Annotated in this window: 24 protein-coding genes; 17 read left to right on the top strand and 7 right to left on the bottom strand. The window is 69.0% G+C overall.

Going from position 1 to position 22504, the window contains the following annotated elements:
- Genes EV643_RS16610 through EV643_RS16620 form a run of 3 tightly spaced genes read right to left on the bottom strand, consistent with a single transcriptional unit; the run spans position 1 to position 3766 of the window.
- On the bottom strand, positions 1-1413 hold the full coding sequence (locus EV643_RS16610; RefSeq protein WP_133800974.1) for a polysaccharide deacetylase family protein: 1413 nt from the start codon (positions 1411-1413) through the stop codon (positions 1-3).
- A 2-nt stretch (positions 1414-1415) separates the two neighbouring features.
- Positions 1416-2579 (bottom strand): carboxylate--amine ligase, encoded by a 1164-nt coding sequence (locus tag EV643_RS16615; protein ID WP_238165622.1) that lies wholly within the window; start codon positions 2577-2579, stop codon positions 1416-1418.
- Positions 2576-3766 (bottom strand): FAD-dependent oxidoreductase, encoded by a 1191-nt coding sequence (locus EV643_RS16620; protein WP_133800976.1) that lies wholly within the window; start codon positions 3764-3766, stop codon positions 2576-2578. The genes EV643_RS16615 and EV643_RS16620 overlap by 4 nt, the downstream gene beginning before the upstream one ends.
- Positions 3767-3940: 174 nt before the next feature.
- Here EV643_RS16620 and EV643_RS16625 point away from each other — a divergent pair, with 174 nt between their 5' ends.
- The 8 genes from EV643_RS16625 to EV643_RS16660 are packed head-to-tail and all read left to right on the top strand — an operon-like array spanning position 3941 to position 11546.
- Complete coding sequence (locus EV643_RS16625) at positions 3941-4363, top strand: DUF948 domain-containing protein (protein WP_133800977.1); 423 nt, start codon at positions 3941-3943, stop codon at positions 4361-4363.
- Entirely contained in the window at positions 4360-4602 is a 243-nt protein-coding gene (locus tag EV643_RS16630; RefSeq protein ID WP_133800978.1) for a DUF6167 family protein, read from the top strand. The genes EV643_RS16625 and EV643_RS16630 overlap by 4 nt, the downstream gene beginning before the upstream one ends.
- 5 nt (positions 4603-4607) lie before the next feature.
- Positions 4608-7277: an alanine--tRNA ligase gene (gene alaS / locus EV643_RS16635; protein ID WP_133800979.1), complete on the top strand. Its 2670-nt coding sequence runs from the start codon at positions 4608-4610 to the stop codon at positions 7275-7277.
- A gap of 1 nt (position 7278) precedes the next feature.
- Complete coding sequence (gene ruvX, locus EV643_RS16640; protein ID WP_133800980.1) at positions 7279-7737, top strand: Holliday junction resolvase RuvX; 459 nt, start codon at positions 7279-7281, stop codon at positions 7735-7737.
- Positions 7734-8930, top strand: a complete 1197-nt coding sequence (mltG, locus tag EV643_RS16645) for an endolytic transglycosylase MltG (RefSeq protein ID WP_133800981.1) — start codon at positions 7734-7736, stop codon at positions 8928-8930. The genes ruvX and mltG overlap by 4 nt, the downstream gene beginning before the upstream one ends.
- A 1-nt stretch (position 8931) precedes the next feature.
- Positions 8932-9771, top strand: coding sequence for a shikimate dehydrogenase (locus EV643_RS16650; protein ID WP_133800982.1), 840 nt, complete (start codon positions 8932-8934; stop codon positions 9769-9771).
- Between the two features lie 45 nt (positions 9772-9816).
- Positions 9817-10851 carry a DUF2330 domain-containing protein gene (locus EV643_RS16655; RefSeq protein ID WP_133800983.1) on the top strand — a complete coding sequence of 345 codons (1035 nt, stop codon included), beginning with the start codon at positions 9817-9819 and terminating at the stop codon, positions 10849-10851.
- 5 nt (positions 10852-10856) lie between these two features.
- Positions 10857-11546, top strand: a complete 690-nt coding sequence (locus EV643_RS16660; RefSeq protein WP_238165623.1) for a prepilin peptidase — start codon at positions 10857-10859, stop codon at positions 11544-11546.
- A 10-nt stretch (positions 11547-11556) separates the two neighbouring features.
- Here EV643_RS16660 and EV643_RS16665 read toward each other — a convergent pair whose 3' ends face one another.
- Positions 11557-12711, bottom strand: coding sequence for an ADP-ribosylglycohydrolase family protein (locus EV643_RS16665; protein WP_133800985.1), 1155 nt, complete (start codon positions 12709-12711; stop codon positions 11557-11559).
- A gap of 215 nt (positions 12712-12926) precedes the next feature.
- Here EV643_RS16665 and aroC point away from each other — a divergent pair, with 215 nt between their 5' ends.
- The 5 genes from aroC (at position 12927) to EV643_RS16690 (ending at position 17056) form a co-directional block, all read left to right on the top strand.
- Positions 12927-14129, top strand: a complete 1203-nt coding sequence (gene aroC / locus EV643_RS16670) for a chorismate synthase (RefSeq protein ID WP_133800986.1) — start codon at positions 12927-12929, stop codon at positions 14127-14129.
- Positions 14126-14626, top strand: a complete 501-nt coding sequence (locus EV643_RS16675) for a shikimate kinase (protein ID WP_133800987.1) — start codon at positions 14126-14128, stop codon at positions 14624-14626. Before aroC ends, EV643_RS16675 begins: the two co-directional genes overlap by 4 nt.
- Positions 14623-15723: a 3-dehydroquinate synthase gene (gene aroB, locus EV643_RS16680; protein WP_133800988.1), complete on the top strand. Its 1101-nt coding sequence runs from the start codon at positions 14623-14625 to the stop codon at positions 15721-15723. The genes EV643_RS16675 and aroB overlap by 4 nt, the downstream gene beginning before the upstream one ends.
- 25 nt (positions 15724-15748) lie before the next feature.
- Positions 15749-16195 carry a type II 3-dehydroquinate dehydratase gene (aroQ, locus tag EV643_RS16685; protein WP_133801141.1) on the top strand — a complete coding sequence of 149 codons (447 nt, stop codon included), beginning with the start codon at positions 15749-15751 and terminating at the stop codon, positions 16193-16195.
- Between the two features lie 192 nt (positions 16196-16387).
- The gene (locus tag EV643_RS16690; protein WP_238165624.1) at positions 16388-17056 is read left to right on the top strand and encodes a response regulator transcription factor; all 669 of its coding nucleotides are present in this window, start codon (positions 16388-16390) and stop codon (positions 17054-17056) included.
- Positions 17057-17209: 153 nt separating this feature from the next.
- On the opposite strand, the gene EV643_RS16695 is transcribed toward EV643_RS16690, so the two are convergent.
- Entirely contained in the window at positions 17210-18124 is a 915-nt protein-coding gene (locus EV643_RS16695) for an EamA family transporter (RefSeq protein ID WP_133800989.1), read from the bottom strand.
- Positions 18125-18169: 45 nt separating this feature from the next.
- Between EV643_RS16695 and EV643_RS16700 the strand changes: the two genes are divergently transcribed.
- Entirely contained in the window at positions 18170-18667 is a 498-nt protein-coding gene (locus EV643_RS16700; protein ID WP_133800990.1) for a MarR family winged helix-turn-helix transcriptional regulator, read from the top strand.
- A 4-nt stretch (positions 18668-18671) separates the two neighbouring features.
- Positions 18672-19886 (top strand): methyltransferase, FxLD system, encoded by a 1215-nt coding sequence (fxlM, locus tag EV643_RS16705; RefSeq protein WP_133800991.1) that lies wholly within the window; start codon positions 18672-18674, stop codon positions 19884-19886.
- A 3-nt stretch (positions 19887-19889) separates the two neighbouring features.
- Here fxlM and EV643_RS16710 read toward each other — a convergent pair whose 3' ends face one another.
- Entirely contained in the window at positions 19890-20672 is a 783-nt protein-coding gene (locus EV643_RS16710) for a hypothetical protein (protein ID WP_133800992.1), read from the bottom strand.
- Positions 20673-20806: 134 nt separating this feature from the next.
- Here EV643_RS16710 and efp point away from each other — a divergent pair, with 134 nt between their 5' ends.
- Together efp and nusB are read left to right on the top strand one after the other, a co-directional pair.
- A complete protein-coding gene (efp, locus tag EV643_RS16715; protein ID WP_133800993.1) occupies positions 20807-21370 on the top strand; it encodes an elongation factor P in 564 nt (187 codons plus the stop codon).
- 21 nt (positions 21371-21391) lie between these two features.
- Positions 21392-21802 (top strand): transcription antitermination factor NusB, encoded by a 411-nt coding sequence (gene nusB / locus EV643_RS16720; protein WP_133800994.1) that lies wholly within the window; start codon positions 21392-21394, stop codon positions 21800-21802.
- A 177-nt stretch (positions 21803-21979) separates the two neighbouring features.
- On the opposite strand, the gene bldD is transcribed toward nusB, so the two are convergent.
- Positions 21980-22498: a transcriptional regulator BldD gene (bldD, locus tag EV643_RS16725; protein WP_133800995.1), complete on the bottom strand. Its 519-nt coding sequence runs from the start codon at positions 22496-22498 to the stop codon at positions 21980-21982.
- Positions 22499-22504 lie beyond the last annotated feature (6 nt).

A 22504-nucleotide genomic window follows, 5' to 3' on the forward strand; every position in this document is an offset into this window, starting at 1 on the left:
TCAGGCCCCCTGGTCCGCGAGCAGCGCATGCCGAACGCGGCCGCGGCCCTCCGCCGGACCTTCCAGCGCCCAGCCATCTGGTCCCATCGACAGTCGGCTGGCATCCCGGTCGCGCCACCAGGCGGAGACCTCCCGCGGCAACGCCTGCCAGACCGTGGCGTCGTTCGCGAACTCGTCCAGCAGCTGATTCCACGCACCGAGCAGCCGGTCGTCATGGGCGTAGTCCGGATGCGCGAGCACCAGCACCATGCCGTGCCGGTCGCGGATCTCGCGAGCCTTGCCGACCCACAGTTCACCGTCGTCGTGCTGCAGGATCTCGAACAGCGTGTGGTCCTGCGGCAGCGTGATCGGCAGCTCCACCTGATCCCCGTTGATGAACGGCAGATAGGTACAGCAACCACCCGGCTGCGGTTCGTACGGGTCGGTGTCCGTGTACGACGAGTCGTAGTCGAAGCCCATCGTCGGCATCAGTGCCCAGTCGCGCTGGGTCGCGGGGGAGCGGAACCCGACCGCGCCCCAGCGATCGGCGTGCTTGCGCATCGCGGGCAGCCGCTGGTCCAGCATCCGTCGGGAGGCGACATCACGACCGTCATGCCGCAGCCCGTGCACGCCGACCTCGCACCCGTCGGCGGTGACCCGGGCGACCGTCTCGTCGGTGACCTCGTACCGCTCGGCGACGAAGTTCCACGAGGACCGGTAGCCGCGCTCCCGCTCCGGGCCGCGCAGCAACTCCATCTCGTCGCGGCCCGCGGCCGTCTCCACGTCGTGCGTGAGCACCATCGCCCACGACCGACCGTCCGGCCAGAAGTCGATCCACGGCACCGGCTCGCCGGCCAACTGCGTCGCGGTGTCCAGCAGCCACTCATAGAAGAGGTGCAGGCAGTGCTCGATCGGCCAGGCCGGGAACGACGGCGTGTTCTGGTGCTTGGCGAAGGTCCGCCGCATCCGGAGCTGAAGCGGTCGGGGCAGTAGCGGCCGGACGGCGTAGTACCCCTGCACCATTCCCTTCCGGAGCAGGCGTTTCGCGCCGGCGCTGCCGACAGTGGTGTACCGCTCGGACCAGAGGAAGGTCATCACCTCGGCGGGGTCGAACGGCAGGAACACGTTGCCGTCGTCGTCCCGCCAGACGGCCGCGACCTCATTGCCGCGGTCGTCCAGGATCGACTCGGACTGCCGCCAGCCGGATCCCTCGACAAGGGGCGCGCCGGTGGCGAGCTGACAGGCGATCGTGAAGTCGCCGATCCGGTAGCGGCCGGTCCGGTAGCGCCCGGCGTTCGAGCGGAGCCAGTACAGCGTCTGTCCGGACCTGATTGCCGTCACCATGCCGAGCCGTGGGTCTCCGGCCGGCCCGGTCACGTCGTACGGGACGCGGAAGTAGTCGAAGAAGGCGAACGGGTGGGTGGCCTCGAACATGGTCACAGCCCCCGCTTGACGGCCAAGTAGGGGAGTAGCGCCAGCTCGTACAAAGCAGGCAGTGGATCGCGAAGGCTGAACACTGCCTCCGTGTCGACGCCGCGCAGCGTCTTCAGGTACGCCCCGAGCCGCGCCCGGCCGGCCCGGATGTCCAGGGCGGCGTTCGGGAGGTCGGTTGCCAGCCTGATCCACCGGACCCCGTGACGGGCCTGCGCCGAGCTGACCGGTTGCCCGATCTGGTCGCGGTAGACCAGGTAGGGGAAGTCGACTCCGGCGGCTTGGCCGAGCGAGTGGTAGCCCCACGTCCGGGCGTTGACGTCGAGCAGTTTGTACGACCCGTCCCGCCGGTCCTCCTTGAACTCGAGCTCGACCAGTCCGTAGTACCCGATGTCGCGGAGGAAGGTCAGCGCGTGCTTGCCGAGTTCCGGCAGGTCGATCGTCTCGACGTATGTGCTCGCCCGGCCGAAGTCGGACGGGTGCTGCCGCCGCCGGCGTACCGTCATCTCGGCCACGGCGTCGCCGTCCTTGAAGAACGCGCAGTACGCGACCTGGTGCTCACCGCCGCCGGGGATCAGCTCCTGCACGATCACCTCGGCCGCGCCGACGATGCCGAGCGCCTTCTGGTACGCCGCCGCCAGTTCCGCGCGGGTGTCGACCCGCCAGGCCTTGGCACGGGTGGTGTAGAAGAAGTTCTCCTTGATCGCCGGTTTGAGGATGACCGGCGAGCTGAGATCGATCTGGTCCAGGTCCGCGGCAGACGTTGGGAACCAGCAGCGGGGGATCGGGATGCCGAGCCGCTCCGCCCGCTGGTACGTCTCCCGCTTGTCCCACGCGGGCTGCACCGACTCCCAGGCAGGCGTCGGGAGGCGGAAGTACTCCGCGAGCTCGGTGCGGTGGGCCGCGATCGTGGCCACCGTCTCCTCCCGGGTCGGGTACAGGACCGAGCCCTGCAGACCGAGCCGGGTGCACGTGTCGATCAGGATCCGCTTGGTCTCCTCGGCATCCCGCAGCTCGGGGACCCGCTCGAAGGCGGAGGTGTAGCGGGACACGCGGGAGATCGACGGCTCGTCATCGAGGACGACGACCCGTACGCCGCGCCGGCCGAGGCTGCGCACGATCCCGAGGCCTTGATAGTCACCGCCGACCACAACAGCCGACGGGTTCACGCGGCGACGCCTGCGGTCGCCGGCCAGCCGGCGCTGGCCAGGCGGGCCACCGACTCCGCGCCGTACCAGCCGCCCGCGACGAACCGCATGATCGGCCCGAAGCTGCGCGCCGCCGGGGCACCCAGGAAGTGCAGGCCGGGCACGGACGACTCCATCCCCGCCCCGAGGATCGGGTAGCCGCCGACCGTTCTGACCTGCAGCGCCAGCGCCGGATCGAGGAACGGGTACCGCTTGATGTCGACCTTGTAACCGGTCCCGAAGAGCAGGTGGTCGACCTTCCGTGAGCTGCCGTCGCTGAGCTCGACGTGCAGCTGGTCGCCGACCGGCTTCGCGCTGGTGACCTGAATACCGGTGCTGATCGGCACATCCACCAGCCTCGGCCCGAGCCAGGCGGCACCCGCCGGCCGGATCGCGCGATAGGCCATCTTGTCCTGGACCCCGCGCGGCAGGCTGGTGAACAGCCCCGGCTTGGCGACGATCCTGGAGATCCCCATCGGGCCGACGTCGGTCGGCGCGTACACGAGTGGTGCGAGCCGGCCGAGCTTGCGGTGGTACTTGCCGCCGTGCAGCCAGTTCAGCTTGTCGGCGCGGGCGATCACCTCGACGTCCGCGCCGGACTCGTTCATCAACGCTGCCGACTCGAGCGCGCTCTGGCCGCCGCCGATCACCAGCACCACCTGGCCGCGGAACCTGCTCAGGTCGGCGTGGTCCCCGGTGTGCGAGGCCAGGTGCTGCGGCAACCCGGCCGCCACCTCGGGCCGGTTCACGAAGTCCGCGATCCCTGCGGCGACCACCAGCCGCCTCGCCCGGATCCGGGTCTGGTCGCCCAGCGTGAGCACGAACCCGTCGCCGTTCGAGGCCGCTTTGGCGACCCGGCGGCGATCCACGTCCGGCGCGACCTTGGCCTGCACCCAGTCGCCGTACTGGATGAATTCGTCGAGCGGCACCGGCCGGCTGAGCTTGGCGTTCGTCTCGGCCTGATACGCGTCCAGTGCCAGCGGACCGTCGTACTCCGCGATGCAGGTCGCGGTCCAGTTGGACCGGAGCAGCATCCCGGCCGGCATGGTCCGCCAGAATGACATCGGTTCACCGAAGACGCGGACTTCCTGTCCGGCCCGGCGAAGATGTGCGGCTGCGGCCAACCCGTGCGGGCCCGCGCCCAGGACAGCAACGGCTGTCTCGTCCATGTGTGGTCTCCCCCCACCCCTGAACTTGAACTCCCCCCGGAGCTTCGGTCAGTAAAACCGATCCGGGCGCGGATGTGTACAGACTCCGGGTGAACACTGAGCGTCGCCGTGGCTCGCGATTCACCGCGCGATAGGGTCCAGGCAGACAGTCGAACGGGAAGGTGGATCGTTTCCATGAGCGTCGGTGAAGTCGCGGGGCTGATAGCGGCCTGCGCGCTGCTCATCCTGGTGGGCCTGCTGGCCTATCCGATCCTGAAGCTCGGCAAGGTGCTGGACGAGACCCGGATCATGGTCAAGGGCGTCTCCGACTCCAGCGTGCCGCTGCTCGGCGAGGTCACCGAGACCGTGGCGACCACCAACGCCCAGCTGGCGAAGGTGGATACCATCACCGACAACGCGACTACCGTGACAACCAACGCGGCGGCCCTGGCGTCTTTGTTTGCGGCGACCGCCGGTGGCCCGCTGGTGAAGGCGGCCGCGTTCACCTACGGCGTCCGCCGGGCGCTCGGCGAGAGCCACCGCAAGGACGTGTCCCGCCGGGTGAAGGAAGAGATGAAGGCCGAGCGGAAGGCCCGCAAGCGCGGTGATCTGCGGTGAAGCGGATACTTTGGTTCATCATCGGCACGGCCGTCGGTGTGTACGCGGTGACCCGGCTGAAGAAGCGGGCCCAGTTGCTCGCGCCGGACAGCCTGCAGGCCTCGGCCGAGAAGGTGGCGGCCGCGATCCGGCACTTCGGCGACGAGGTCCGGGAAGGCATGGCCGAGCGGGAGACCGAGCTGAGGGACGCGCTCGGTATCGACACAGAAGCAGCAGACGATCGTAAGGACTACCGGTAACACCCATGGAGACCAGCGAGATCAGGCGGCGGTTCCTGCAGTACTTCGAGGACCGTGGTCACACAGTGGTGCCGAGCGCACCCCTGCCGTCGCCGGACCCGAACCTGCTGTTCAACGTCGCCGGGATGGCGCAGTTCGTGCCGTACTTCGTCGGCCAGCAGACCCCGCCGTACTCTCGCGCGACCAGTGTGCAGAAGTGCGTCCGGACCCTCGACATCGAGGAGGTCGGCAAGACCACCCGGCACGGCACCTTCTTCCAGATGAACGGCAACTTCTCGTTCGGCGACTATTTCAAGGACAAGGCGATCGAGTACGCCTGGGACCTGGTCACCAAGCCGCAGAGCGAGGGTGGCTACGGCTTCGACGAGTCGGTCCTGTACGCCTCGGTGTACTACGAGGACGACGAGGCGATCGAGCTGTGGAAGCGGATCGCCGGGCTGCCCGACGACCGGATCGTCCGGCTCGGGATGAAGGACAACTTCTGGTCGATGGGCGTTCCCGGGCCGTGCGGTCCGTGCTCGGAGATCCTGATCGACCGCGGCCCGGAGTTCGGCGCCGACCGGGACTGGGAGGCGGGCGACCGCTACCTGGAGTTCTGGAACCTGGTCTTCATGCAGAACATCCGCGGTGAGGGTGGCGGCAAGGAGGGCTACCCGATCCTCGGCGAGCTGCCGAAGAAGAACATCGACACCGGCCTCGGCCTGGAGCGGGTCGCGTACCTGCTGCAGGGCGTCGACAACATGTACGAGATCGACGAGATCTACCCGGTGATCGAGCGGGCCTCGGAGCTGAGCGGCCGTAAGTACGGCGTCGACCACGTCGACGACGTCCGGTTCCGGGTGGTCGCGGACCACGTCCGCAGCGCGCTGATGCTGATCGGCGACGGCGTCACCCCGGGCAACGAGCAGGGCGGCTACGTCCTGCGCCGGCTGCTCCGCCGGGCGATCCGCTCGATGCGCCTACTCGGCTACGAGGACCCCAGCCTGGTCGAGTTGCTGCCGGTCAGCCTGGAGCAGATGAAGAAGTCGTACCCGGAGCTGGAGCCCGACTTCGGCCGGATCGGCCAGGTCGCGTACGCCGAGGAGGACGCGTTCCGTCGTACTCTCACCGCCGGGACGAGCATCTTCGATGTGGCAGTGCGCGACACCAAGGCGGCGGACGGCGTCGAACTGGCCGGGGCGAAGGCGTTCCAGCTGCACGACACGTACGGCTTCCCGATCGACCTGACCGTCGAGATGGCCGCCGAGCAGGGTCTGCAGGTGGACACCGCGGGCTTCAAGTCGCTGATGACCGAGCAGCGGGAGCGGGCCAAGGCGGACGCGCGGGCCAAGAAGGCCGGCCACGCGGACACCTCCGGCTACCGCGAGCTGCGGGAGAAGGGCGTCACCGAGTTCACCGGGTACCAGGAGCTGGCCACCGACTCTCAGGTCCGCGGTGTGCTCCGCCAAGGTGCGATCGCGACCGCGGCGGAGCCCGGTGAGACCGTCGAGGTGGTGCTGGAGAAGACCCCGTTCTACGCGGAGTCGGGTGGTCAGATCGCCGACGAGGGCCTGATCGTCGCAGACGGCGTGAAGCTGCAGGTGCTCGACGTGCAGCGCCCGGTCAAGGGCCTGATCGTGCACAGGGTGAAGGTCGTCGAGGGGGTCGTCCAGCCCGGTCTCGACGTGCACGCCGAGGTCGACCACGAGTGGCGGGTCGAAGCCTGCCAGGCGCACTCCGGCACCCATGTCGTGCACGCCGCGCTGCGTCAGGTGCTCGGCCCGAACGCGCTGCAGAGCGGTTCGTACAACAAGCCCGGCTACCTGCGGCTCGACTTCGCCTGGTCCTCGTCGCTCGACCAGACGACGCGGAGCGAGATCGAGGAGGTCGCGAACCTCGCCGTCCGGAAGGACCTGCCCGTCTCCGCGCAGTACATGACCCTGCCGGAGGCGCGCGAGTGGGGTGCGCTGGCGCTGTTCGGCGAGACGTACGACGAGTCCGTCCGGGTGGTCGAGATCGGCGGCCCGTGGTCGCGCGAGCTGTGCGGTGGAACGCACGTCAAGCGTTCCTCGCAGGTCGGCGCGCTGACCCTGACCAGTGAATCGTCGGTCGGCGCGGGAGTGCGCCGACTGGAGGCCTTCGTCGGGATGGAGGCACTGCGTTACCTCGGCCGCGAGCGGGCCCTGGTCCGGCTGCTGAGCGAGAACCTGAAGGCCCGGCCGGAGGAACTGCCGGCCAAGGTCGCGGACCTGGCCGAGCGGCTGCGTACGGCCGAGAAGGAGCTGGAGCGGCTCCGGGCCGGCCAGGTGCTGGCTGCCGCCGCCGAGCTGGCCGCGAGCCCGAAGGACGTCTTCGGCGTCTCGTACGTCGGCCACCGGGCGCCCGACGGCGTGAACGGCGGCGACCTGCGCAAGCTCGCGCTGGACATCCGCGGCCGGATGGTGGCGGACAAGCCGGCCGTGATCACGGTCCTCAGCGTGAACGACGGCAAGCCCGCGGTGGTGGTCGCGCTGAACGACACGGCCCGCGAGTGGCGGCTCAAGGCCGGCGACCTGGTCCGGGTGGCGGCCGAGAAGGTGGGCGGCCGGGGCGGCGGCAAGGACGATGTCGCCCAGGGTGGCGGCACGGATCCGGCCGGTGCCGACGAGGCGCTGGCGGCCGTCGAGCACTCCATCGGCCAGCTCGTCACGGGCTGACATGCGCCGTGGGGTGCGGATGGCACTGGACATCGGCGACGCCAGGATCGGGGTCGCCAGCAGTGACCCGCACGGGATCCTCGCGACCCCGGTGGAGACGGTGCACCGGGGTCCCGGCGACCTTGACCGGATAGTTACGCTCGTAGCCGATCTCGACGCGTTCGAGATCGTCGTCGGACTTCCTCGCTCGTTGTCCGGGGGAGAAGGCCCGGCCGCGATCCGGATTCGCGAGACGGCGGAACTGGTCCGGCAGAAAGTGCAGGCGATGAACTCGGGGACGGCGGTGCGGCTGGTGGACGAGCGGTTCACCACGGTCACCGCCGAGCGGATGCTGCGGGAACGCGGGAAGAAGGGCTCCAAGCGGCGGGCCGTGGTCGACCAGGCCGCGGCGGTCGTGATTCTGCAACACGCGCTCGACTTCGAGCGCGAGACCGGCAACCCGCCCGGGAGGCCCCTGTGAACAGGACATCGGTGGACCAACACGTCGACGAGAGCGACGACCTCGACTCGCATCTCGGCCTGCGGACGGTGAGCAGGTCCGAACAGCGGGCGAACCGGCGCAAGGCCCGGACCCGGCGCGGCTTCGGGTGTTTCGCCGGCCTGATCTCGCTGCTGGTCGTGGGTGCCCTGATCGCCGGCCTGGTGGTCGGTTACGGCAAGGGCCGCGACTACCTGGAGAAGATGTTCGCCGCACCCGACTTCGAGGGTGACGGCACCACCGCCGTCACGGTCGAGATCAGCAAGGGCCAGAGCGCCCAGTCGATCGCGGACACGCTGGAGAAGAAGGGCGTGGTGAAGAGCGCCAAGGCGTTCGAGCGGGTCGCGCGGGACGATCCGCGGAGCCGCTCGATCCAGGCCGCGACGTACACGCTGCGCAAGCAGATGTCGGCCAAGGCAGCGCTGGAGTTGATGCTGAACCCGGCCAAGTCGGTGCTGGTGCAGCGGATCGGGTTCCGGTCCGGTTCGACCAAGGCCGAGGTGGTCAAGCAGTTGCAGGACTCGAAGGCGCTGAAGTTGCCGGCCGGGGCGGCCGACGCGGCGATGGCCAAGCCGTGGTCGCTCGGCCTGCCGTCGTACGCGCGGAACAACCCCGAGGGCTTCCTCTACCCGGGCACCTACGACATCCCGAAGGGCGCCACGGCGTACACGGTGCTCAAGCTGATGACCGCGCAGTTCGCCAAGACCTCGGCCGAGCTGAAGCTGCCGCAGACGGCGCAGCGCAAGAAGCTCGACCCGTACCAGGCGGTGATCGTGGCCAGCATCATCGGCGCGGAGACCAACCGGGCCGAGGACTACCCGAAGGTCGCCCGGGTCATCTACAACCGGCTGCAGAAGAACATGCGGCTGCAGATGGACTCGACCGTGCACTACGTCACCGGCAAGGACGGCGGCGTCTTCACCACCGACGAGCAGCGCGAGATCGACTCGCCGTACAACACCTACAAGACGCGCAACCTGCCGCCGACGCCGATCAACTCGCCGGGCAAGGACACCCTGCGGGCGGCGCTGAACCCGGCGCAGGGCGGCTGGCTCTACTTCACCCTGGTCAACCTGGACACCGGCGAGACCGCGTTCGCGTCCAGCCCGGACGAGCACCAGGCGAACGTGAACAAGCTGCGGGCCTGGTGCAACGCCCACAAGGGCCGTTGCTGAGATGATCCGATGTGCTGTGCTGGGCAGCCCGATCGCCCACTCGCTGTCCCCGGCGATGCACCGCGCCGCGTACGCCGAACTCGGGCTGGACTGGCAGTACGACGCGTTCGAGGTCGCCGAGGACGAGCTCGCGGGATTCCTGACTGGGCTGGGTGACGAGTGGCGCGGGTTGTCGCTGACGATGCCGCTGAAGCGGGTCGCGCTGAAGCTGGCCGACACGGTCGACCCGGTGGCCTCGTTGATCGGTGCTGCCAACACGCTTTTGATTGAGGCTGACGGGACCCGGTCGGCCCACAACACCGACGTACCAGGGCTCGTCGCGGCGTTCGCGGAGCGCGGGATCACCGGGGCGGACACGGCCGTCGTACTGGGTGGCGGGGCGACGGCGGCGTCCACGTTGGCGGCGTTGCGCGGGTTGAAGGTCAGCGAGGTGACCGTCGTCGTACGGGAGGTCGCGCGGGCCGAGCGGTTGCTGGATCTCGCGGCCGAGCTGGGGCTGAAGACGTCCGTGGCGGATTTCGGGCAGGTGGAGCAGATCGGCGGGTTCGACCTGTGTGTTTCCACGCTGCCTGGTGGTGCCGTCGATCCGTGGGCCGAGCACTTCGCCACGGTGGCGCCGGTGGTGTTCGACGTGGCGTACCACCCGTGGCCGACGCAGCTGGCGATCGCGGCGCACCGGATCGGTACAGAGCTGTTGAACGGCCTTGATCTGCTCGTGCATCAGGCGACCCTGCAGGTGGAGATGATGACGGGTAGGTCGCCCGCTCCCTTGGCGGCCATGAGGTCCGCCGCGCGTGAGGAGCTCGACGATCGTGAGTCAAAAGAAGTACGACCGGTCTGATTTCTTCCGCACGGCCTACACCTTTGCGTGAGTAGCCTTCCGCCCATGAAGTTATGGCGGATGGTTGCCGGTGTGTTGGCGTTCGTGCTGCTCGGTTTCGGCGTTGCGCCTGCTTGGGCCTGCGCGTGCGGTGGATACATGAGTGACGCCGAGTCGCAGGCCCGGGCGCGGGGCGAGAACGCACTCGTCCGGTTCGACGGCAAGACCGAGGAGATCGTGCTGTCGATGGCGATCCAGGGCTCGTCGAAGAAGGCGGCCTGGATCATGCCGGTCCCCGCGGCCGCCGAGGTGTCGCTCGGCGAGGAGTACACGTTCAACCGGCTGATCTCGTTGACCCGTCCGAGGGTGGTGGTGAAGAAGACTTATTGGCCGTTCCGGGATCTCGGGATCATGGGCAGTGGGCGTGACTCGGCCAGTGCCCCTGCCCCTGGGGCCGGGGTGGAGGTGCGCGGGCAGATGGTGCTCGGGCCGTTCCAGGTCGTGCGGCTCGGCGGGACCAGCTCGGTCGCTGTCACCGATTGGCTGCGCACCAACGGGTACGTCGTACCGGGTGGGCTGGGGGAGAACCTGCAGCCGTACCTGACCGAGAAGTGGGAGATCGTCGCGGTCAAGCTGGCACCGAAGGAGAAGTCCGGGTCGTTGTCGGGGGCAACACCACCATTGCGCTTGTCGTTCGCGTCGTCGGAGATCGTCTACCCGATGCGACTGAGCAAGGGGGCGAGCACCGAGCAGGCCGTGACGGTCTACGTCGCCGCTCCCTACCGCGTGGATGCGTCCCGGCTGCCCGACCCGTCGGTGAAGCCGGAGCTGTTGTTCGCCGGACGGGTCGAGACGATGGACAGCGACATGAACGATCTGGCTGCGCCGGCGTCGTACCTGACGGCGTACTCGGTCACCTACGCCGAGCCGTCGCGGATCACCGACGACTTCCACTTCACCCGGGCCGCGACCGATGAGGAGTTCGAGCGGGTCACGTATGTCACCAAGAACGACGGCTTCTGGAGCACGATCGGGGTGCTGATCGGTGGGCTGTTGATCCTCGGCGGTGGTGCCGCGCTGATCGCCCGGAGGTTGCGCTGACCGCGGTGGCCGCCGGTGCCGTTGGGGTGGTGCTGTGTGGGGCGGCGGCGTTCTTGCTGGGGCCGTGGTTGCTCCGGCGGATACCTGAGCCCGAGTTGGACGAGGGACAGACGAAGATCCTGTACGCCGAGCTCGCTCGTCGGCGGGCGGCGTGGTGGTGTGCGGGGCTGGCGGCGGTCTCGGGTGGGCTGATCGGATGGCGGCTCGGGTTCTCGGCCGCGTTGGTGGCTTGGCTGGTTCTCGTGGTTTCGGGTTCGGTGCTCGGGTACATCGACGCGCGGACGCGGTACCTGCCGTCGGCAATCATCTGGCCGACGTACCTCGTCGTCGGCGTGGCGTTGGTGGTCGGCGCGGCGGTGGCGGGGGAGTGGGGTTCACTTCGGCGGGCCGCGATCGCCGGGGTGGTCGGGTTCGGGGTGTTCTACCTCTTGTGGTGGCTGATCCCGCGGGGTGTGGGGTTCGGGGACGTGCGGTTGTCGGGGCTGTTGAGCATGGCGTTGGGGTATCTCGGCTGGGGTCAGCTGGTCGCCGGAATGTACGGCGGGTTCCTGCTCGGCGCGGTGCTGGGGATCGTGTTGACCGCGGCGAAGGTCTTCCGGCGCAAGGAGATGTTTCCCTTCGGCCCGTTCATGCTGGCGGGTGCGGTTGCCGGAGTACTGTTCGGCGGTCAGCTGGAGGGGCTCTACCTCGGCTGACGGTGCGGGGCTACCAGCCGGGGTAGCGGGTCCGCCAGCCGGTGTCCGGGCCGTACTCGTCGTGCAGCTGTCTGGCGTGGGTGCACTCGAGGACGAAGTCGTCGGCGAGTTGGAGGATGACGCCGCGCCCCTCGACGGCGAACACCAGTTCGGGTGGCAGCGCGGTCTCGCCGTGCAGGACGCCGAGGATGTTGCCGCAGATCGAGCCGGTGGAGTCGCTGTCGCCTGAGTGCGTCACGGACAGGGCGAGTGCGTCGAGGAACTGCTCGGGCGCGGGATACGCCAGCGCGGCGTACACCCCGATCGCCAACGCCTCCTCAGCGATCCACCCACCACCGAGCCGCTCCACCACCGCCGGCCCGGGTGTCGCCGGTCCGGGCGTGGGTTGGCCGGGCGTGGGCTGGGTTGCCTGGGCGAGCTCGCGCGCGGCGGTCAGCGCTGTACTGGTCTCCTCGTGGCCGGGATGCTGGATCAGCAGGTCCTGAGCGGAGTCGAGGGCCTGGTCCAGGTCGGCGCCGCGGCAGATCTCGTGCACGATCGCGGCCAGCGCGCCGGACGCGAGCTTCCCGGTCGGATGCCCGTGCGTGTACCCGGCCGCCTCGCTCGCGGCGTTGAACGCCCAGCCCGCATCCACCCAGCGCCCCGGCAACAACCCGAACGGCGCCGCGCGCATCACCCCACCGCACCCCTTGGAGTCGTTCACCGCCTGCCCCCCGAACTTCGGCATGCTGTCCCCACCCTGCCGGGCCTCGGTCAGCGCCGACAGACACGTGTTCCCCGGTGCGCGGCGCGCGTACAACCACTGCTCGCCCTGCAACCACCCGTCCCGCATCCCACTGGGACCCGGCAACAACTGTGTGTCCAGCCAGCGGTCATACGCGTGATGCGTCACCGCCACGGTGAACCCCAATCCCCGATCCGTCCGCACCCCCGCCCGGATCAACCCCTCCACCGTGAACAAAGTCATCTGGGTGTCATCAGTAACCGACCCCGCCGGCCACCCCGCACCCCCGCTGACAAACCCCCGAACCCCCTCCGGATGCCCCGCCAAAATCTCCCCCACCCCCAGAAACTCCACCGGCCCCCCGAGCGCATCCCCAAGGGCCCCACCCAGCAAACACCCCCGCACCCGGGCCCGAAAAGCCTCCTCCTCCGCGCGCGTCACCAAGCCTCCCCGCCGTCGATCTCCTGGAACATGGTGCTCAGTCTGTCCTGGCAAAGGCGCAGTCCGTCAGGTGGCTTGAACAAGAAACGGGGAGCTTGAACACGGCACGTCATGTTCAAGGTCCCCGCTTGTTGACCGAGGTCCCGGCTTTGTGACCGCGCCCTGCGCTGAGACCGGGGGCCGGGCGGTGTTGGGGGCGTGAAAGAATCGGCGGCATGCTGCGCTGGCTTACCGCTGGCGAGTCGCACGGACAAGCGCTCGTCGCCGTACTCGAAGGTCTTCCCGCAGGCGTCCTGGTCACCACGGATGACGTGGCCGACGCCCTCGCTCGTCGTCGGCTGGGGTATGGCCGGGGCGCGCGGATGAAGTTCGAGCGGGACGAGGTGACGTTCGTCGGGGGCTTCCGGCATGGGGTTTCGCTCGGCAGCCCGGTCGCGATCCAGGTCGGCAACACCGAATGGCCGAAGTGGGAGCAGGTGATGTCCGCGGATCCGGTGGACCCCGCGACGCTGGCCGAGCTGGCCCGGAACGCCCCGCTGACCCGGCCCCGCCCGGGGCACGCCGATCTGGCCGGCATGCAGAAGTACGGGTTCGACGAGGCCCGGCCGGTGCTGGAGCGGGCGAGTGCGCGGGAGACGGCGGCCCGGGTCGCGCTCGGCGAGGTCGTGGCCCGGTTCCTGAAGCAGGCGTACGGCGTGACCATCGTCAGCCACGTGGTCGAGCTCGGCACGGTCAAGGCGCCGTACGGCGTGATCCCGTCGTACGACGATGTCGCCAAGCTGGACGCGGATCCGGTGCGCTGCCTGGACGCGGACGCGAGCAAGGCGATGGTGGAGGAGATCGACCTCGCGCAGAAGGCGGGCGACACCCTCGGCGGAGTGGTCGAGGTGGTCGTCGACGGCCTGCCGCCGGGCCTCGGCAGCTACGTGCACTGGGATCGCCGGCTCGACTCGAAGCTGGCCGGCGCGCTGATGGGTATCCAAGCGATCAAGGGCGTCGAGCTCGGCGACGGCTTCGAGCTGGCCCGGACGCCGGGCTCGAAGGCACACGACGAGATCGTCGCCGAGGACGGGACCGTACGGCGTACCAGTGGGCGCTCGGGTGGGACCGAGGGCGGCATGAGCACCGGTGAGACCCTGCGGGTCCGCGCAGCGATGAAGCCGATCGCGACCGTGCCGCGGGCGCTCCGCACGATCGACACGTCCACCGGTGAGGCCGCGTCGGCGCACCACCAGCGTTCCGACGTGTGCGCGGTCCCGGCGGCCGGGATCGTCGCGGAGGCGATGGTCGCGCTGGTACTGGCCGAGGTCGCGCTGGAGAAGTTCGGCGGCGACTCGGTGACCGAGACGGCCCGCAACCACCAGACCTACCTGGCGAACCTGCCGGCCACGATCACCCCGCGCGAGTGGGACCAGTGAGCCCGGTCGTCGTCCTGGTCGGCCCGCCTGGTTCGGGCAAGTCGACCGTCGCCGCGTTGCTGGCCGACCGGCTCCGCAAGGCGCACCGCGACACCGACACCGATATCGAGGCCGCGGCGGGCAAGCCGATCCCGGACATCTTCGTGGACTCCGGCGAGCCCGCGTTCCGCGCGATGGAGCGGGCCGCGATCGTGGCCGCGTTGCAGGCCGACGACGTGGTCCTGTCGCTCGGCGGCGGCGCGATCCTCGACCCGGACACGCGCGCGGATCTGGCCGGCCACACCGTGGTCTTCCTCGACGTGTCGCTCGGTGAGGCGGCCAAGCGGGTCGGCCTCGGCGTCGCCCGGCCGCTGCTGCTCGGCAACGTGCGCACCCAGTTGAAGAACCTGATGGACGCCCGCCGCCCGTTCTACCTCGAAGTGGCGAAGTGGACCGTGCCGACGGACGACCGCGCCCCCGAGGACATCGCCGCCGAGATCGTGGAGCACCTGGGATGACGGACGGGCCCCGGAAGATCCACGTCAACGCCGGTACGCCGTACGACGTCGTCATCGGCAACAACCTGCTCGGCGAGCTGCCCGGGTTGCTCGGCTCCGACGTGCGACGGGTCGCGGTGATCCACCCGCGTGCGTTGCGGGCGAGTGGGGACGCGATCCGCGACGACCTGACCGCGGCCGGGTACACCGCGCACGCGATCGAGATCCCGGACGCCGAGGAGGCGAAGACCGCGGAGGTGCTCGCGTACTGCTGGTCGGTGCTCGGGCAGGCCGGGTTCACCCGGTCCGACGCGATCGTGTCGATCGGCGGCGGTACGACGACGGACCTGGCCGGATTCGTGGCGGCGACCTGGTTGCGTGGGGTCCGGGTGGTGCACATCCCGACCACGCTGCTCGGCATGGTCGACGCGGCCGTCGGTGGGAAGACCGGGATCAACACGGCCGAGGGGAAGAACCTGGTCGGCGCGTTCTGGGAACCGGCCGGGGTGCTGTGCGACCTGGCCGCGCTGGAGACGCTGCCGAAGAACGATTACGTCAGCGGCCTGGCCGAAGTGGTGAAGTGCGGGTTCATCGCGGACCCGGTGATCCTCGATCTGGTCGAGAAGGATCCGGGGGGCGCCGCGATCCCGGCGTACGAGCACACCGAGGAACTGATCGCGCGGGCGATCCAGGTCAAGGCGGACACGGTCGGCGCGGATCTGCATGAGCGGACCACCACGGCCGGCGGCGCGATCGGCCGGGAGTCGCTGAACTACGGGCACACCCTCGGCCATGCGATCGAGCGGGTCGAACGGTACAAGTGGCGGCACGGAGCGGCGATCAGCATCGGCATGGTCTTCGTCGCCGAACTGGCCCGGGCCGCGGGACGCCTCGACGACGTGACCGCCGACCGGCACCACGAGGTTCTGTCGGCACTCGGGTTGCCGGTGTCGTACAGGGCGGACGCGTGGCCGCACCTGCAGGACGCGATGAAGCTCGACAAGAAGACCCGCGCGGACCGCCTCCGCTTCGTCATCCTCGACGGCCTCGCCAAGCCCACCATCCTCGAGGCCCCGGACCCAAGCCTCCTGATCGCCGCCTACACCGAAATCAGCTGACCACTAGGGTTGGGCTGTGACTGACGTGGCCGCTGCTGGGCGGAAAGTACTGGTGTTGAACGGGCCGAACCTTGGGCGGTTGGGGTCGCGGGAGCCGGATGTGTACGGCGCGACCACGTTCGCCGATCTGGTGGCGGACTGCGAGAAGACCGGTGCCGAACTGGGGTTCGACGTCGAGGTCCGTCAGACCGACGACGAGGCCGAACTGGTCGGCTGGCTACACGAGGCCGCGGACCAGAAGACCCCGGTGATACTCAACCCGGCCGCGTTCACCCACTACTCGTACGCGCTGCGGGACGCCTGCGCGCAGCGGACCGCGCCGTTGATCGAGATCCACATCAGCAACCCGGCCGCCCGGGAGGAGTTCCGGCACACCAGCGTGGTCGCCGCGGTTGCCAGCGGCACCATCGCCGGGTTCGGCCTCGACTCCTATCGTCTTGCCCTCCGCGCACTCACACAGCTGGAAAGCTGACGCGGAAAGAATGTGGCGTGAGACGGCCGTGAAATGCTGGGATGTAACCATGGGTCGTAGGTCGACGGGTCTGCGCTGCTCGGTTTAAGGAGGGCTTAAGGGCCGCGACCAGGATGGAATCGACGATCTTGGGGGTTCGCCGTGACAGCGGAAATGGTCCGTTCCGATCAACGCTCTGGGGGAGTGACGTCTGTGAAACATCAGCGCATACCGGTCTGGGTGAAGGCGCTCGATCCGCTCTCGCAGTTCGGGCTGGTCCACGCGCTGCGGCAGCGGCCGGAGATCGTCCTGATCTCCGAGGCCGACCTGGCCGATCTGCTGCAAGTGTCGAAGGCTGATCAGCGCGCCGCCCCGCCAGTGGTCGCGTTGGTCGCAGTCGACACTCTGGACGGTGCCGCCGTCCAGGTCCTGCGGGCCGCGGCCCAGCGTGGCTGCACCCGTACCGTGCTGATCGGCAGCACGATCGACGACGAGGCACTGATGACCGCGGTCGAGCTGGGGGTGTCCGGCGTACTACGACGCGCGGAGGCCACCGCCGAACGGATCGTGCACCTGATCCAGGCCGCTGCCGCGGGTGACGGCAGCCTGCCACCGGATCTGCTCGGCCGCCTGCTCGGTCAGGTGTCGCGGATGCAGCGCCATGTCCTCGCGCCGCGTGGGCTCACCCGGACCGGCCTGTCCGACCGGGAGACCCAGGTCCTGCGACTCGTTGCCGACGGCAGGGATACGCAGGAGATCGCCCGCGAGCTGTCGTATTCGGAGCGCACGGTGAAGAACGTCCTGCACGACGTGACCAGCCGGCTCCAACTGAGGAACCGCTCCCACGCAGTCGCCTACGCCCTCCGCGAAGGCCTCATCTGAGCACCGACCTTGAGCACCGGCCGGTCACCGATCGACCGATTCGGTGCCCGGCGGGTGCTCAAGGTCGCTCAGTAGCCGACGGTGAAGCGGGCACGGGGGAGCCGCTTGTGTTCGGCTTCGTCGATGAGCGCCTTGCTCCGAACACGGCGATCTTCATCGGCTCTCCTGGGCGGCGCAGACCAGCACGCGAGCTGGGGCGGGAGGCGGGGTGATGGTCTTCGGTCTGGTTTGGGCGGCTAGCAAGGCGGTGAGGACGACTAGGGCGCCGAGGAGTTGGGGTGCGGTCAGTTGCTGGTTGAGGGCGAGCCAGCCGAGGAGGGTGGCCACGAGCGGGCTGAGCAGGCCGAGGAATGTGACGTCGGTCGGGGTCAGACTGCGCAAGCCGCGGAACCAGAGTGCGTACGCCAGTGCCGAGCCGATCAGGGTCAGGTAGGCGTAACCGGCGAGGTTCGACGCTGTCAGCGAGCTGGGTGGCGCTCCCTCGACGATGAGGGCGACCGGGAGCAGCAGCAGACCACCTGCGACCAGTTGCCATCCGGTTGTGGCTAGCAGGGGAGCGGGGGAGGTCCACCTCTTGCTGAGCACGACCCCGGTCGCCATCACCACGGCACCACCGAGCGCCGCGGCGACACCCCAGGCGTCCAGCCGCGCGTCAGCGCGTAGTACCAGCAGGCTGACGCCGAAGACACCGGCCACAGCGGCAATCGTCGTACGCAAGGTCATGCGCTGGGCGAGCAGGCCAGCCGCCAGCACAGCGACCAGCAGCGGCTGCAGCGCGCCGACCGTCGCGGCCACGCCACCAGGCAGCCGGTACGCCGCGACGAAGAGCAGGGCGAAGAACGCGCCGATGTTGAGCGCGCCGAGGACGAAGGCCCGCCACCACCAGATCCCCTGCGGAAGCCGTCGGGTGAACGCGACCAGCAGCAGGCCGGCCGGGAGCGCGCGGATCACGCCCGCCAGGAGGGGACGGTCCGGTGGGAGGAGTTCCGTCGTGACCAGATAGGTGGTTCCCCACAGCGCCGGCGCGATGGCCGTGGTGAGGATCAGGGCGAGTCGATTGCTTAGCACTAAGACAATATATCTCAGCGCTAAGTAATTTGCTAGGCTGTCGGCATGGCAGACCACGTCGACCTGGTGCTCGCCCAGTGGAGTGAGCAGCGTCCCGATCTGGACGCCTCGCCGATGGCTGTGATGGGCCGGCTGAAGCGGCTCGCCCAGCTGGTCGACACCGAGTTGCGCCGCAACTTCGCCGCCCACGATCTGGACGCCGCCTCGTTCGACGTACTCGCCACGCTCCGCCGGAGCAACGCCGAGCACCGGCTGACCCCGGCCGGCCTGATGCGGTCGGCGATGGTCACCTCCGGCGCGATCACCCAGCGCCTCGACCGGCTGGAGGCGCGCGGACTCGTGACCCGGCGGCCCAGCGAGACCGACGGCCGCGTCGTCCAGGTCACGCTGACCGATAAGGGCCTGAAGCTGATCGACGCGGTGCTGCCGACCCACGTGGCGATCGAGAACAAGTTGCTCGAAGGGCTTTCGGCAAAAGAACGCGAGACCTTGGCGGGCACCCTGCGGACCCTGCTCGAATCCCTCGGCGACAAGACAGACTGATCGGATGGACTGGTCGGGCAGCGATCCCAGGTACGCCGGTTCGTTGCGCTCGGCGTTGACCGCGCGGCTGATCGACCAGGGCGCGCTGCGGAGCGGGCCGATCGTGGCCGCGTTCCGGACGGTGCCGCGGCACGTCTTCGTCCCGAACGTACCGCCCGAGGTCGCCTACACCGACGACGTCGTGCTGATGAAGAGCGACCCGACTGGTGCGGCGATCAGTACGGTGTCGCAGCCGGCCGTGGTCGCGATGATGCTGGAACAAGCCGCGATCGAGCCCGGGGACCGGGTGCTGGAGATCGGGTCCGGCGGCTACAACGCGGCGCTGATGAGCGAGCTGGCCGGCCTGGACGGGTCGGTGACCACGCTCGACATCGACCCGGAAGTGACCGAACGGGCTCGCCGGACGCTGACCGAAGCCGGGTACTCACGTGTCCGGGTGGTCCGTGCCGACGGCGAGTTCGGCTGCCCCGAGAGCGCGCCGTACGACCTGATCCTGATCACGGTCACGGCTGGGGACATCGCACCGGCCTGGTTCGACCAACTCAGCGCGGCCGGCCGTCTCGTCGTACCGCTGCGGCTGCGTGGGCAGACGAGGTCGATCGCCTTCGACAAGAACGGCGATCACCTGACCGGCCGGTCGGACGTGCTCTGTGGGTTCGTGTCGATGCAGGGCGCAGGCGCCAACTACGAGCGGGTGCTCCGGCTGTACGAGGACAAGGTGGTACTGCGAGCCGATGAGGACCAGCCGATCGACATCGAGCCACTCGAGGGCGTCCTGCTGAAACCGCAGACGGTCGAGTGGTCCGGCATCCTGCTCGATCGCAACGAGACCTTCTCGAACCTCGATCTCTGGCTCGCCTGCAACTTCCCCGAGTACTGCGTGCTGTCGGTGAAGCGCTCGGCGGTCAAGAGCGGCCTGGTCGGTCCGGCGTTGCGCTGGGGTGGTTCGGCAGTCGTCGAGGACGAGACCCTCGGCTACCTCAGCTCACGTCCCGGCCCGGCCAAGCACTTGGTCGAACTCGGCGCCCGCGCCCACGGCCCGACCGCGCCCGCGCTCGCCGCGAATCTCGTCGCCCAGGTCCGCGCGTGGGACAAGGACTACGGACACGGCCGGGGTCCCACCTTCACCGCGCATCCACGCAGTACGCCGGCCGACGAACTCCCCATCGGCACCCACATCACCACTCGCCACACCCAACTGACCATCAGCTGGCCGTGAGCGTCAGGTGGTGGTGGGGCGGCCGCTGTTGCGGACGGTTTCCCAGAGTTCGGTGATGTCGGTGCGGTCGTCGGTCTCGACGGGCTCGGTCCAGCCGCTGGCCCAGACGTTCTCGTCCCGGTCGGTGTCGAAGATCGACTCGGCGAACGCGGCGGAGCCGACGTACCGGGTCTCCTCGTCCACGCGGGGCTCGGTGGAGTTGCTCGTCGAGGAGGTGCTTGGCGCGTTGGTGTCTGGGTTCTTCTTGGTGTTTGGGCGCGGCGGGGCGACGAGGGAGCGGGCGTAGGCCTGGGCTTCGATGATGTTCATATCGCGCTCGTCGCAGAGCACGCGGACCGCGCCGACCTCGTTGCCGGCCGACATCAGCTTGCGGATCCGGTTGTCGAGGTCGTTCGTCGGGGTGGGCAGCTTGTTCTGCGGCGGCCGGTGCGCGGGCATCGGCCGCGCGGGCGGCGGCCCGTACGACGGAACCCAGGTCGACGGCGGCAGGAAATTCGCCGGTGGCGGCGGCACCGGCTGCATCGGGGGCGCGCTCGGGGGCATGAAGGGCTGCGCTACCGGGACGTTCTGGGGTGCCGGAAAGGTCTGGGCGGGCTGGGTGAACTGACCTTGGAGCGGGGTCGGCTGGGAGGTGGCCTGCTGGGCCTGGATGCGTTCCATCAGGCGCTGGACCCGGGCCGATGGCGGCCGGGCCTCGTTGCCGTGCTTGGCAGCCTTGGACTTGTCGTTCGCCAGCTTGATGATCAGGCCGATGATGATGGCCACCACGGGAAAGATGACGTCCATGCACTGCCTCCCGAGACGGTGACCGAACCTGCCGGATCCAGCGTAAGGGCCGCGGGGTTCGCTCGAATCGTTGGTTCAGCGTGCCGACCGCTACAATCGCAGGACCGCAGATCTGACTCGAAGGGTATCCACGCGTGGCGACGACGAACGACCTCAAGAACGGCATGGTCCTCGACCTTGATGGACAGCTGTGGTCCGTCGTGTGGTTCCAGCACCACAAGCCCGGCAAGGGCGGTGCCGTCGTCCGGACCAAGCTGAAGGCCGTGCTGTCCGGCAAGGTGGTCGACAAGACCTTCAACGCCGACGTCAAGGTCGAGGTGGCGAACGTCGACAAGCGCGACATGACCTACCTGTACAACGACGGCTCGTCGTTCGTGTTCATGGACAAGAGCACCTACGAGCAGACGCACATCGAGCCCGACGTGGTCGGTGACGCCACCCACTTCCTGCTGGAGAACCAGGACGCCATCGTCGCGGTGCACAACGACCTCCCGCTGTACGTCGAGCTCCCGGCCTCGGTCGAGCTCCTGGTCGAGTACACCGAGCCGGGTCTGCAGGGCGACCGGTCCAGCGCCGGGACCAAGCCGGCCAAGCTGGAGACCGGGTACACCATCCAGGTCCCGCTGTTCCTGACCACCGGCGAGAAGGTCAAGGTGGACACCCGGACCGGGGACTACCTCGGCCGCGTCACCTCCTGAGACCTGAGTCGACAACAGAACATGTCTGCCCGTAGCAAGGCCCGCAAGCGCGCACTCGACGTGCTGTACGAGTCGGAGGTCCGGGGGTTGCCGGTCGGCGGCACCCTGGCCGACCGGGTGGCCGACAACGACCCGCCGGTGAACGAGTTCACCGTGGCGCTGGTCGAAGGCGTCTCGAAACACATCGACGCGATCGATGATCTGCTCAGCACGCACTCGGTCGGCTGGACGCTGGACCGGATGCCGGCCGTGGACCGCAACGTGCTGCGGATCGGCGCCTACGAGCTGCTGTTCGACGACCAGGTGCCGGACGTGGTCGCGGTGAGCGAGGCGGTCGCACTCGCCCGGGATCTGTCCACCGACGAGTCGCCGGCGTTCGTCAACGGGCTGCTGGCCCGGTTGCTCCAGCTCAAGCCGACGCTGGGCGTCTAGTCAGATCGGCGTTTGGCTGCTGGGCGTTTGGTCAGTTGGGCGTGTAGTCAGCTGGGCGCGCGACGGGCACGTCCAGCTGGCAGGTAGCGGTGTTGAATCGAGAAGGATGGCAGGCGGCCGTGGGCAAGCTGCTACGAGCCCCGACCGTCTTGTCACACCATCGTGACGCCGGCGCGGTCAGGCGCCGGCGGCCTCGGACGAAGACTCCTCGACATCGCCCTTCGCCTCCGGGTTCAGCACGCCCCAGGAGATGAAACGCTCGGTCAGTGTCGTCGGCGACTCGTCGTAGATCACGGCCAGGGTCCGCATGTCGTCCTGCCGGATCGACAGCACCTTGCCGTTGTAGTCCCCACGCTGGGCCTGGATGGTCGCCGCATACCGGGTCAGTGGCCCGGCCTCGCCGGCATCCAGGTGCTGCAGAGCCTCCAGATCAAGGATCAGCTTGGGCGGTGCCGCGGCAGCGGCGGCCGCACTCGCGGATCCGGGCAGCAACTCACGAATCGGCACGCCGTAGAAATCGGCGAGCTCGGCGAGCTTCTGGACGGTGACGGCCCGATCGCCACGCTCGTACGAGCCGACGACGACCGCCTTCCAGCGACCCTTGGATTTCTCTTCCACGCCGTGCAGCGACAAGCCCTGCTGCTGGCGGATGGCGCGCAACTTGCCGCCAAGTGTCTTCGCGTATTCGCTAGGCACGCTGGT

Origin of the sequence: Kribbella caucasensis (assembly GCF_004361855.1) — a bacterium.
GTDB classification, from domain to species: domain Bacteria; phylum Actinomycetota; class Actinomycetes; order Propionibacteriales; family Kribbellaceae; genus Kribbella; species Kribbella caucasensis.